The sequence below is a fragment of the Amycolatopsis sp. VS8301801F10 genome (assembly GCF_046195355.1).
Classification (GTDB): domain Bacteria; phylum Actinomycetota; class Actinomycetes; order Mycobacteriales; family Pseudonocardiaceae; genus Amycolatopsis.
The window spans coordinates 6,177,765-6,189,868 of sequence record NZ_CP176065.1 but is presented as its reverse complement, the minus strand read 5'-3'; the positions used below and the strand labels follow the sequence as shown (position 1 = coordinate 6,189,868).

Below are 12,104 nucleotides of genomic sequence, written 5' to 3'. Positions count from 1 at the left end.
GGGTGTGCAACCAGGGGAGATTCCACGTGCGCGGAGCGAAAAGAGCACGAACCGGAGCTGTGGTCGCGGCGATCGCGACCGCGTTGACCGGATTGGCGGGCACTGCTGGGGCGGCGCCCGCCGATCCGGCTGCGCAGCAGGCCAAACCCGCGGAAATCGCGCGCACCGCGCCGGTCCGGTGGGAGGACTGCACCAAAGAGCAGCTGCGCGGGGTCCCGCAAGACCAGCTGAAGCTGTACAGCTGCTCGCGGTACCGCGTGCCGATCGACCACGACGACGCGTCGCTTGGGACCATCGACATCGCGCTGATGAAGCGCGCCGCCAAAGTGCCCGGCCAGCGGATCGGGTCGCTGTTCCTCAACCCGGGCGGCCCGGGCGGGTCCGGGCTGCGGATGCCGATCGCGGGCGACCGGTACTTCCGCCCGCAGGTGCTGGACCGGTTCGACCTCGTCGGGTTCGACCCGCGCGGCGTCGGGGCCAGCAATCCGCTGCGCTGCTTCACCACCGCCGAGGACTCCGCGGACGTGCAGGGCCAGATGGTCGCGGTTCCGTTGTCGCGCAAGGAAATCTCCGGCACGCTCGCCGCGTACCGCGACTACGGCCAGTTCTGCCGCCGCAACGCCGGCGCGCTGCTCGACCACATGTCCACCCGCGACGTCGTGCGCGACCTCGACCAGCTGCGCGCCGCGGTCGGCGACAAGCAGCTGACCTACACCGGGTTCTCCTACGGCACCCTCGTCGGCGCGACCTACGCGGCGATGTTCCCGAAGCAGACCCGGGCGATCGTGATCGACGGGAACGTCGACCCGCAGCTGCGCACCAACGACGGCGTCACCTACGACCTCGCGCGGGCGCAGGGCTTCGAGATCGCGCTCGACGCCTTCCTCAAGCGCTGCGCCCAGGTCGGCGACAAATGCGCGTTCAGCGCGGGCAATCCGCGGGCGAAGTTCGACGAACTGCGCGAGCACGTGCGCACCGACCCGATCACGCTGCCCGACGGCACGAAGGTCGACATCGGCACGCTGACCGGCTCGGTGTCCAGCGCGCTGTACAAGCCGGCCCAGTTCAGCGAGCTGGCCGAGGGCCTGCAGCAGGCGTACTCGGCGCTGCACCCGTCGCTGCAGGCGCAATCCACGCGCAAGGGCACCCTTTCCGCTGGGCACGGCGGTCTGCTCGACCTCGCCCCGGACAGCCCGTACACCGGCGACGACTCGTACTTCGCGGTGAACTGCGCGGACAAGCCGATGCGGATCCGGCAGGAGCAGGTCCCGGGCATCGCGGCCAAGGCGGACCGGGAATCGCCGACGTTCGGCCGCTACCAGGTGTTCTCCGACATCGCCGCGTGCCCGGTGTGGCCCGCCGCGAAGACGTCCGACCCGTACCGCGGGCCGTGGCGCGCCAACACCGCGACGCCGGTCCTCGTGGTCAGCAACTTCTACGACCCGGCCACCCGGTACCGGTTCGGCCAGCGGATGGCCGAGGAACTGGGCAACGCGCGGCTGCTGTCGGTCGACGCGTTCGGCCACTGCGTCCTCGGCAGCGCGCGGGGCGTGGACGACGCGACCGCCGCGTACCTGATCGACCTGAAGGTGCCCGCCGACGGCCAGGTGTTCCAGCCCGACCGGCAGCCGTTCACGACGCCCGCGAACGGCTGATCGGTTGATCTTCGGGCCGATCTCGGCCCGGAATCGGGCATAACGGCACAACCCTCTTGTCAGCGCCCGGCGGATCGGTGAAAGTGTCCGCCAGATGTTCACCTGAGGGGAGTTGACGTGCGGCGCTGGGCGGGCGGGTTCGGCGCGGCCGCGGTCCTTGCCGGGACCGCGGTGCTCGCGAGTTGCTCCGGCTCGCCCGCCCCGGCCGGCCCGATCGCGGTTTCGCGCTCGGCCTGCGGCGACGGCTGGACCGCACCGCCGGCCGGGCCGCAAACCCTGCAGGTCCGCAACGACGCCGCCGTCACGATGGAAGTCGAACTCGTCGACCCGGCCACCGGCACGGTCTTCGGGGAACTGGAAGGCGTCGGCCCGGGCACGACGCGCGCGTTGCCGGTGACCTTCGGCAATGGCGCCTACGCCCTGCGCTGCGCGCCCGAGGACGGCACCCCGTTCGTCGGCCCGGCTGTGCAGGTCACCGGCGGCGCGGACCGCCCGGGCCCGGCCGTGGTGCCGGTGACCAACGCGGATTTGCTCGGTCCGCTCAAGCAGTACCACGGCTATGTCGCCGACGGCCTCGGCACGCTCACCGGCGAGACCGCGGCGCTGGCGCAAGCCGTCCGTGCGGGCAATCGCGGTGCGGCGCAACAGGCTTGGCTCACCGCGCACCTCACCTACGAACGGCTCGGCGCCGCCTACAACGCGTTCGGCGATTCGGACGGAGCCATCAACGGCACCACCGCCGGATTGCCGAACGGGGCCGCCGATCCCGGCTTCACCGGCTTCCACCGCCTCGAAAACGGCCTGTGGCACAACGAAGCGCTGCCCGCGCTGAGCCCGGTCGCCGACCAGCTCGACCAAGCGGTCCAGAAGCTGCGCACGTCGTTCGCCGACGCCCAGATCGACCAGAACGACCTCGGCCTGCGCGCGCACGAGATCATGGAGAACACCCTCCAGTTCGAGCTGACCGGCCGCACCGACTACGGCAGCGGCTCGAACCTCGCGACCGCCCGCGCGAACCTCGCCGGGACCCGCGCGGTCCTCGACGTGTTGCGCCCCCTGCTGACCACGAGGTTCCCCGGCCTGAAAGCCCTCGACGCCTGGATCGCCCGCACCGATCGCGATCTCGGTGCGGTGGCCGGAAAGCCGCTGTCCGCTTTGGACCGGAAAGGGCGGCAGCGGATCAACGCCGACGTCGCCGAGCTGACCGAGCGCCTGGCCCCGGTCGCGGCGATCGCGGAGCCGAGGAGGATCTCGTGACCTTGGGGCGGCGCGCGTTCCTGCGCGGAGCGGCGGCCGCCGGAGCGGGCGCGGGTCTGGTCGGCCTGTCCGGAAGCGCGACGGCGGCCGGGACGGCGGTGCCGTTCCACGGTCCCCGGCAGACGGCCGTGCTGGCGGAGCCCGCGCGACATTCGGTCGTCGCCGCGTTCGACGTCGTCGCCGAGAACCGCGCCGAACTTGCCGACCTGCTCAAGGAACTCACCGCTCGCGCGCGGTTCCTCACCGGCGGCGGCGCGCCCGCGTCGGTCGGGATCACCGGGCCGCCCGCGGATTCCGGCGTGCTCGGTCCGGAGGTGCCGAAGGGCGAGCTGTCCGTGCTGGTCGGCGCGGGTGCGTCGTTGTTCGACGACCGGTACGGGCTCGCCGCGCGCAAGCCGCCGAAGCTCAAGCAGATGCCGATGTTCCCGGACGACGCGCTCGATCCGCAATGGTGCCACGGCGATCTGAGCCTCGTGCTCAACGCCGCCGAACCGGACACCGTGCTGCACGCGCTGCGCGACATCGCCCGCGCGACCCGGGGCGGGATGCAGCTGCGCTGGAAGATCGACGGGTTCAGCTCTCCGCCGCGTCCGGCCGGGACGCCGCGCAACCTGCTCGGGTTCAAAGACGGCACGTCGAATCCCGCACCGTCCGAAGCGGACAGTCTCGTGTGGACGGACGACGGCGGCAGCTACCAGGTGATCCGGCTGATCCGGATGCTGGTCGAGTTCTGGGACCGGGTGTCGCTGTCGGAGCAGGAGAACATGATCGGCCGCCGCCGCGACACCGGCGCGCCGCTCGACGGCGCGGCCGAACACGACGTCCCGCGCTACGCCGAGGACCCGATCGGCACCGTCATCCCGCTGACCAGCCACATCCGGCTCGCGAACCCGCGCACGCCGCAGACGGACGGCCAGCGGATCCTGCGCCGCGCGGTCAACTACGACCGCGGCGTGGACGCCAACGGCAACCTCGACATGGGCCTCGTCTTCACCTGTTACCAGCGCGACCTCGAGCAGCAGTTCGAGGCCGTGCAGAAGCGGCTCGCCGGGGAGCCGCTCACCGACTACGTCTCGCCGTTCGGGGGCGGGTACTTCCACCTGTTCCCGGGCGTGACGGACCCGGCCGACCACTACGGCCGGGCAGTGCTGGGCTGAGCGGAAGGAGTTCTGCAGTGAAGCGGACCAGGAAGCGGGCCACCGCGGCGGCCGCGCTGGCGGCGACCGCGGCGCTGGCCGCGGCGTGCGCGAGCAGTTCGGCGTCGACCTCGGCCCCGGCGCACGCGATCGCCGCCGAGACGTTCGCGACGGCGACACCGATCAAGCACGTCGTGGTGATCTTCGGCGAGAACATCTCCTTCGACCACTACTTCGGCACCTACCCGAACGCCACCAACGAAAACGGCACCCCGTTCCACGCCGCGCCCGGCACCCCGAAGGTCAACGGCCTCACTCCCGACCTGCTCCAGCACAACCCGAACGCCTACAACCCGAAGCGGCTGAGCCCGGACCAGGCGCTCACCTGCGACCAGGCGCACGACTACAAGAAGGAACAGGCCGCGTTCAACGGCGGCAAGATGGACAAGTTCGTCGAGTACACCGAGAAGGACAAGTGCACCGGGCAGCCCGTACTGTTCGGCGAGCCCGGTCTGGTGATGAATTATTTCGACGGCAATACTGTCACGGCGATGTGGAATTACGCCCAGCGTTACGCGTTGAACGACAATTCCTTCAATACCGTTTTCGGGCCGTCCAGTCCCGGTGCGATCAATCTGATCTCCGGTCAGACGCACGGTTTGCAGCCGGTCGATTCGGTCACCGGGGAGCCGAAGGTGGATCCGCACACGGCGGCTTCGCCGGATTCCCGCGGGGTCGGCACCATGATCACGGATCCGGACCCGGCGTTCGACGACTGCTCGGACAAGAACCACACGGCGAAGGACAACCTCGGGGCGTTTCAGGGGCGCAATGTCGGCGATTTGCTGAATGCGCGCGGGGTTACGTGGGGGTGGTTCCAGGGCGGGTTCCGGCCTACTGGCGAGGCGAACGGGTATGCCGTTTGCGGGACTAAGCACGCGAATGTGGGCGGGCAGGCTTCGGTCGATTACAGCCCGCATCACGAGCCGTTCCAGTATTACCGGTCTACTGCCAACCGGAAGCATTTGCCGCCGTCGTCGTTGCACGCGGTGGGGCAGCAGGATCAGGCTAACCATCAGTACGACGTCCGGGACTTCAACGATGCGCTCGCGGCGGGGACCGTGCCCGCGGTGAGCTTCCTGAAAGCGCCGGAATACCAGGACGGGCACGCGGGGTACTCGGATCCGTTGGACGAGCAGGCGTTCGTGGCCGACGAGATCAACCGGATCCAGGCTTCGCCGCAGTGGAAGAACACCGCGATCGTGCTGGCGTACGACGATTCGGACGGCTGGTACGACCACGTCGCGCCGAAGATCCTCAACGGCTCGCACGATTCGGGGCAGGATGCCGCGATTTGCACGGCGAAGCCGGTGAAGCTGGGCGGGTTCGCGGATCGGTGCGGGTACGGGCCCCGGTTGCCGTTGCTGGTGATTTCGCCGTACAGCCGGGTGAATCATGTCGATCACACGATGACGGATCAGACTTCGGTGTTGCGGTTTATCGAGGACAATTGGCATTTGGGGCGGATCGGCGGCGGGTCGTTCGATGTGATGGCGGGGTCGTTGTCAGGGATGTTCGATTTCTCGCGTCCGAAGGCGGGATCGGTGAGGCTGGATCCCCGGACTGGGGCGGTGGTTGGGTAAGGGGGGTGCGGGTTCGGCTCGTCGCCCTGGCGGGCGACATTGCTGTTGATGGGTTGCGTGGGGCCCCCGAAGTTTTATTGTGCTGACGGTTCGGGGGTGCTTGTCAAGGCGGGAAAGATGCCTTGACAAGCACCCCCGAACCGCAGGGAGGCTTCGTATCGGGGGCGGGGGGAGGTGTGGGTGCCTCGCTGTTTGGGTGCAGCGGTGTCTGTATAGGGCTGTGAGGGTTTCTCTCACGGACGTTGCGGGGGGCGGAAAACAAGCGTGGCCCGCCCGGGAGAACCGGGGCGGGCCACGAGCTTGGGGTCAGATCGTCAGGACTGGGTCATCTTCCGCAGCACGTACTGCAGGATGCCGCCGTTGCGGTAGTAGTCCGCTTCGCCGGGGGTGTCGATGCGGACGACCGCGTCGAATTCCACCTTCGAGCCGTCTTCCTTCGTGGCCGTCACGTGCACCGTGCGCGGGGTCTCGCCCTCGTTCAGCTTCGTGATGCCCTCGATGTCGAACGTTTCGGTGCCGTCCAGCTTCAGCGACGACGCCGACTCGCCCTCCGGGAACTGCAGCGGGATGACGCCCATGCCGATCAGGTTCGAGCGGTGGATGCGCTCGAACGACTCGGTGATCACCGCGCGCACGCCCAGCAGGCTGGTGCCCTTCGCCGCCCAGTCGCGGGACGAGCCGGAGCCGTACTCCTTGCCGCCCAGCACGACCAGCGGGATGCCCGCCGCCGCGTAGTTCTGGGCCGCGTCGTAGATGAACGCCTGCGGGCCGCCCTCCTGGGTGAAGTCGCGGGTGTAGCCGCCCTGCACGTCGTCCAGCAGCTGGTTGCGCAGCCGGATGTTCGCGAAGGTGCCGCGGATCATGACCTCGTGGTTGCCGCGGCGCGAGCCGTAGGAGTTGAAGTCCTTGCGCTCGATGCCGTGCTCGGTCAGGTAGCGGCCGGCCGGGGTGTCGGCCTTGATCGCGCCGGCGGGGGAGATGTGGTCGGTGGTGACCGAGTCGCCCAGCTTCGCCAGCACCCGGGCGCCCGAGATGTCCTGCACCGGGGCCGGTTCGGCGGTCATGCCGTCGAAGTACGGGGGCTTGCGGACGTAGGTGGACTCGGCGTCCCATTCGAAGGTCTTGCCGGTCGGCGTCGGCAGCGACTTCCAGCGCTCGCCGCCGTCGAAAACGTCGGCGTAGTCCTTGGTGAACATCTCCTGGGTGATCGCGGAGTCGATGGTCTCCTGGATCTCCTGCGGCGACGGCCAGATGTCCTTCAGGAACACGTCGTTGCCGTCGGAGTCCTGGCCCAGCGGCTGGGTCTCGAAGTCGAAGTCCATCGTCCCGGCCAGCGCGTACGCGATGACCAGCGGCGGCGACGCCAGGTAGTTCATCTTGACGTCCGGGTTGATCCGGCCCTCGAAGTTCCGGTTGCCCGAGAGCACCGAGACCGCGGTGAGGTCGTTCTCCTGGATCGCGGCGGAGATCTCGTCCGACAGCGGGCCCGAGTTGCCGATGCAGGTGGTGCAGCCGTAGCCGACCAGGTGGTAGCCCAGCTTCTCCAGGTACGGCCAGAGACCGGCCTTGTCGTAGTAGTCGGTGACGACCTGCGAACCCGGAGCCATCGACGTCTTGACCCACGGCTTGACCGACAGGCCCTTCTCGACCGCGTTGCGCGCGAGCAGCGCCGCGCCCAGCATGACCGACGGGTTGGAGGTGTTGGTGCACGAGGTGATCGACGCGATCACCACGGCGCCGTGGTCGAGCACGAACTCGCCGCGGTCGGCGGTGGACACCTTGACCGGCTTGGTCGGCCTGCCGGTGGCCCCGTTGGCCGCGGACTGGACCGGCACGGCGGTCTCGTCCTGGAACGACAGCGCGGCCGGGTCGGAGGCCGGGAAGCTCTCCTCGACGGACTCGTCGACGTTCGTGTGCGGGGTGGGCTGCTCGTCCCCGACGTAGTCGTGCACCGACTTGCGGAACGAGGACTTCGCGTCGGACAGCTCGATGCGGTCCTGCGGGCGCTTCGGGCCGGCGATCGACGGGACGACCGTCGACAGGTCCAGCTCGAGGTACTCGGAGTACTGCGCCTCGTGGGACGGGTCGTGCCAGAGGCCCTGCTCCTTGGCGTACGCCTCGACCAGCGCGACCTGCTCGGCCGAACGGCCGGTCAGCTTGAGGTAGCGCACGGTCTCGTCGTCGATCGGGAAGATCGCCGCGGTGGAGCCGAACTCCGGGCTCATGTTGCCGATGGTGGCGCGGTTGGCCAGCGGCACCTGGGCGACGCTCTCGCCGTAGAACTCGACGAACTTGCCGACCACGCCGTGGCGGCGCAGCATCTCGGTGATCGTGAGCACGACGTCGGTCGCGGTGACGCCGGCCGGGATCTCGCCGGTCAGCTTGAAGCCGACGACGCGCGGGATCAGCATGGAGACCGGCTGGCCCAGCATGGCCGCCTCGGCCTCGATCCCGCCGACGCCCCAGCCCAGCACGCCGAGGCCGTTGACCATGGTGGTGTGCGAGTCGGTGCCGACGCAGGAGTCGGGGTAGGCCTGGCCGTTCCGGGCCATGACGGTGCGGGCCAGGTGCTCGATGTTGACCTGGTGCACGATGCCGGTGCCCGGCGGGACGACCTTGAACTCGTCGAAGGCGCCCTGGCCCCAGCGCAGGAACTGGTAGCGCTCGCGGTTGCGCTCGTACTCGATCTCCACGTTGCGCTCGAAGGCGTCCGCGCGGCCGAACACGTCGATGATCACCGAGTGGTCGATCACCATCTCGGCCGGCGCGAGCGGGTTGACCTTGTCCGGGTCGCCGCCGAGAGCGGTCACGGCCTCGCGCATGGTGGCCAGGTCGACCACGCAGGGCACGCCGGTGAAGTCCTGCATGATCACCCGGGCGGGCGTGAACTGGATCTCGATCGACGGGTCCGCGTTCGGATCCCAGCCGCCGAGCGCGCGGATGTGGTCGGCGGTGATGTTCGCGCCGTCCTCGGTGCGCAGCAGGTTCTCGAGGAGGATCTTCAGGCTGTAGGGCAGCCGGGCGGAGCCTTCGACCTTGTCCAGGCGGAAGATCTCGTAAGAGTTCTCTTCCACCCGCAAGGTGTCCTTGGCTCCGAAGCTGTCCTTGCTAGGTGCAGTCACGTCTAACTCCAGTGGCATGGATTCCACGCCGCGGCGGGCGTGTCCTCCCGGGTCAGTTCGGTGTCGGTCTCCGGGTCGTCGGGATCGACCCGGGCGAGTCTTGCGCACCCCCACCGTAGAACCGGAACCGGGAGGGCACACCTCGTCTTCTCGACCCAAACAGTACGCGTGTCCTGTATTTCGTTCAAGACGACACGCGGAGTGACGTGCGCCATCCGGACACGCCGTCCCGCCCCGTCCCCCGAACAGGGGAAATGATCTCCGCGGTGTGTAAGTTCTTCCTGAGGCTTGTGATAGTGGTGTGACTGCAGTGGTACGCGGTGCGGCCGGAACGCGGCAGCCGGCGAGCGGAGGTGGCGGGCGTGAGGGTCCGGCGGGGACGGTCCGGGATGGCGGACGCGCTGGTGCGCGGCGCGGGAGCCCGGCGCGGCCTGACGGTGGCGACAGTCGCGCTGGCGGCGCTGCTCGGCGCGGCGGGCACCGGGCTCGCGGTGCCCCCGCCGCCGCCGAACCCCAGCGATTCGGCGATCGACTCGGCCAAGGGCGACGCGAACGCGAAGGCGGGCGAGGTCGGCAGGCTCACGAACCAGCTCGCCCAGGCCGAGCAGAAGCTGAGCGCGCTGCAGGACGAGGTCGAGCTCAAGCAGGAACAGGCCATGAAGGCCCTGGTCGACCTGCAGACCGCGCAGGACGAGGCGACCCAGGCGCAGAACGACGCGAAGTCGGCGCGCCAGGAAGCGGACGCGGCGGCGGGCGCGATCGAGAAGGCCCGCGCGGACGCGAAGAAGTTCGCCGCCGCGAGCTTCGAGCAGGGCAGCACGATCGGATCGGTCTCGGCGTACCTGACCTCGGACAGCCCGAAGGACCTGCTCGCCCGCGCCCAGCTGCTCAACGCCATCGGCGGCTCGCGGCTCAACGCGATGGAGCGGCTCCAGCAGGCGCAGACCGACAAGGCCAACAAGGACTCCGCCGCGCGCAAGGCGCTGGAACTCGCGCAGCAGAAGCAGGACGCGGCCACCCGGGCGAAGGGCACGGCGGACGCCGCGCAGTCCGCCGCGGTGGCCGCGCAGCAGGCCCAGGCCGCGCAGAACAGCCAGCTGGAAGCCAACAAGAACTCCGTCGAGCAGCAGCTGTACGCGGCGCAGGCGAAGGTCAACGGCCTGCAGGGGCAGCGCCAGCGCTACCAGGACTGGCTCGCGCAGAAGCAGCGCGAGGACGAGGAGCGCGCGCGGCAGGCGGCGCTGCGGGCAGCCGCGGCGAGCAACGACGACGACAACGACAACGGCGGCGGAAGCCGCGGCCGCCCGTCCCCGGCGGCGGGCAGCTCGATCGAAGCCGTGATCGCGCGGGCGCTGTCCAAAGTGGGCATGCCGTACGCGTGGGGAGGCGGCAACGGCAGCGGCCCGACCCGCGGCATCCGCGACGGCGGCGTGGCCGACCGGTACGGCGACTACCGCAAGATCGGCTTCGACTGCTCCGGCCTGATGATCTACGCCTTCGCCGGCGTGCAGGGCCTGCCGCACTTCAGCGGCTACCAGTACACCGCGGGCCGCCGGGTCCCGCTGTCGCAGATGCGCCGCGGCGACATGCTCTTCTGGGGCGGCTCGGGCGGCATCCACCACGTCGCGCTGTACCTGGGCAACGGGCAGATGGTCGAGGCGCCGCAGTCGGGTTCGTACGTGCGCGTGACGTCGGTCCGCTACGGCGGGATCATGCCGTACGCGACGCGCCTCATCGGCTGAGCGGGCTCCACACGTACGGCGTCGTTTCGGTGACCGCGGTGAAGCCCAGCCGTTCGAGGATCGGGCGGCTGGTCGGCAACGCGTCGACCTGCAGGTAGCTGACGCCGCGGGCCCGCGCCGCGTCGACCCGGTGTGCCACGAGGGCGCGGTAGAGGCCCCGTCCGCGCCATTCGGGCAGCGTCGCGCCGCCCCACAATCCGGCGAATCCCGTGCCGGGCACCAGCTCCAGCCGGGACGCGGCGACGAACCGGCCGTCCGCTTCAGCCACGACATGCGTGGTCGTTCCGGCATCGGCGCGAGCTCGGGCCAGCAGATCCGCGGCGACCGCGGCCTCGTCGTGGCCGAACACCGAGGCGGACAGCGCGGCGATCCGCAGCAGATCGTCGCAGCCGCCGGCTTCTCGCACGACGACGCCGGCCGGCGGCGGGGCCGAGGCGGCGACTGCGTCCAGCGGCGCGATCAGGACGGTTTCCGTTTCTTCCGGGGCGAATCCGGCGGCGAGCAACCGTTCCGGCAGTTCCGGGGGACGGTCATGGCTGCGGGTCTTCCACTCGAACTCCTCGCCGCGGGCGGCGAAGAACGCGCACTGCCGGGCGATCAGCGCGTCGAGAGCCTCGCCGGTTACGCCGAGGTCGGGCGGGCCGGAGACGAACCCGCGGCGGCCGCCGGTGAGGCGGGCGAGCGGGCCGTCGGGCGTCAGCTGCTGTCCGGGTTCGGCTTGGGTCAGCTCGGCTTGCCGGACCTCGCGGTCGTAGGCGGCGAGCAGTGGCGCGGAGTCGGGCACCTCGGGAACTTAACGCGAGTAGCCCTGGAGCGCGCGCGGGTTTCCGGCCTCGTGAGCGGCAATCGCGGTTCTAACCGGGATCGCCGCTCACGACCCCCCTGGCGCGCGCGGCTTACGCTGGCCCCCATGACTCACCACCCCCGGTTCGCCGGGATCGTCCTGGCGGGCGGGTCCGCGCGCCGGTTGTCCGGAGCGGACAAGCCGGAGCTGCGGGTCGGCGGGATCTCCTTGCTGGGCCGGGCGGTCGAGGCGCTGGCCGGGGCGGAGCCGGTCGTGGTGTGCGGGCCGCGGCGGCCGGGATACGACACGGTCGTCTGGACGCGCGAAGCCGTTCCGGGCACTGGACCGGTCGCGGCGCTGGCCGCGGGGCTTGCGGTGGTCGACACGGAACTCGTCGTGCTGCTCGCCGCTGACCTTCCCGGCATCCGGCGCTCCACTGTGGACCGGTTGCGGTCCACTGTGGGCAACGCGGACGGCGCGGTGCTCGTCGACGCGGCGGGGGAGCGGCAATGGCTGGTGAGCGCTTGGCGCACCGCGGCTTTGCGGCAGGCGCTGCCGGAGCGTCCGGAGAACGCGTCGCTGCGCCGGACGCTCGGCGGCTTGCGGATCGAAGAGGTCGCCGCCGAACCCGGCGAGAGCGACGACATCGACACGCCGGAGGACCTGGAAAAGCACCGCTGACACCGGCTTCACAGCTGTCACACTGGCGATGCGATTGGCTACCGTCGCGGGAAGTTCTCGACCCAGTAGGGTCGCGGGCGAGCA

The 12,104-nt window shown here is 70.1% G+C and carries 8 protein-coding genes; 6 read left to right on the top strand and 2 right to left on the bottom strand.

The window, feature by feature from the left end; translation table 11 throughout:
* Positions 1-26: 26 nt before the first annotated feature.
* The 4 genes from F9C11_RS29225 to F9C11_RS29210 all read left to right on the top strand — a co-directional run bounded on the left by F9C11_RS29225 (position 27) and on the right by F9C11_RS29210 (position 5,691).
* Positions 27-1,655 carry an alpha/beta hydrolase gene (locus F9C11_RS29225; RefSeq protein WP_409180564.1) on the top strand — a complete coding sequence of 543 codons (1,629 nt, stop codon included), beginning with the start codon at positions 27-29 and terminating at the stop codon, positions 1,653-1,655.
* Positions 1,656-1,772: 117 nt separating this feature from the next.
* The gene (locus F9C11_RS29220; RefSeq protein WP_409180563.1) at positions 1,773-2,912 is read left to right on the top strand and encodes an EfeM/EfeO family lipoprotein; all 1,140 of its coding nucleotides are present in this window, start codon (positions 1,773-1,775) and stop codon (positions 2,910-2,912) included.
* Complete coding sequence (locus F9C11_RS29215; protein WP_409180562.1) at positions 2,909-4,069, top strand: Dyp-type peroxidase; 1,161 nt, start codon at positions 2,909-2,911, stop codon at positions 4,067-4,069. The genes F9C11_RS29220 and F9C11_RS29215 overlap by 4 nt, the downstream gene beginning before the upstream one ends.
* Positions 4,070-4,086: 17 nt before the next feature.
* The gene (locus F9C11_RS29210) at positions 4,087-5,691 is read left to right on the top strand and encodes a phospholipase C (RefSeq protein ID WP_409180561.1); all 1,605 of its coding nucleotides are present in this window, start codon (positions 4,087-4,089) and stop codon (positions 5,689-5,691) included.
* Between the two features lie 314 nt (positions 5,692-6,005).
* Here F9C11_RS29210 and acnA read toward each other — a convergent pair whose 3' ends face one another.
* Positions 6,006-8,831, bottom strand: coding sequence for an aconitate hydratase AcnA (gene acnA / locus F9C11_RS29205; protein WP_409180560.1), 2,826 nt, complete (start codon positions 8,829-8,831; stop codon positions 6,006-6,008).
* A 371-nt stretch (positions 8,832-9,202) separates the two neighbouring features.
* Between acnA and F9C11_RS29200 the strand changes: the two genes are divergently transcribed.
* The gene (locus F9C11_RS29200) at positions 9,203-10,555 is read left to right on the top strand and encodes an NlpC/P60 family protein (RefSeq protein WP_409186997.1); all 1,353 of its coding nucleotides are present in this window, start codon (positions 9,203-9,205) and stop codon (positions 10,553-10,555) included.
* On the opposite strand, the gene F9C11_RS29195 is transcribed toward F9C11_RS29200, so the two are convergent.
* Complete coding sequence (locus F9C11_RS29195; RefSeq protein WP_409180559.1) at positions 10,545-11,339, bottom strand: GNAT family N-acetyltransferase; 795 nt, start codon at positions 11,337-11,339, stop codon at positions 10,545-10,547. The genes F9C11_RS29200 and F9C11_RS29195 overlap by 11 nt on opposite strands.
* A gap of 126 nt (positions 11,340-11,465) precedes the next feature.
* Between F9C11_RS29195 and F9C11_RS29190 the strand changes: the two genes are divergently transcribed.
* Entirely contained in the window at positions 11,466-12,020 is a 555-nt protein-coding gene (locus F9C11_RS29190) for a molybdenum cofactor guanylyltransferase (RefSeq protein ID WP_409180558.1), read from the top strand.
* Positions 12,021-12,104: the final 84 nt, after the last annotated feature.

Bases quoted from the DNA above. Each gene is read 5' to 3' on its own strand.
- acnA (WP_409180560.1), bottom strand. From the start codon at position 8,831: ATGCCACTGGAGTTAGACGTGACTGCACCTAGCAAGGACAGCTTCGGA.
- F9C11_RS29200 (WP_409186997.1), top strand. From the start codon at position 9,203: ATGGCGGACGCGCTGGTGCGCGGCGCGGGAGCCCGGCGCGGCCTGACG.
- F9C11_RS29190 (WP_409180558.1), top strand. From the start codon at position 11,466: ATGACTCACCACCCCCGGTTCGCCGGGATCGTCCTGGCGGGCGGGTCC.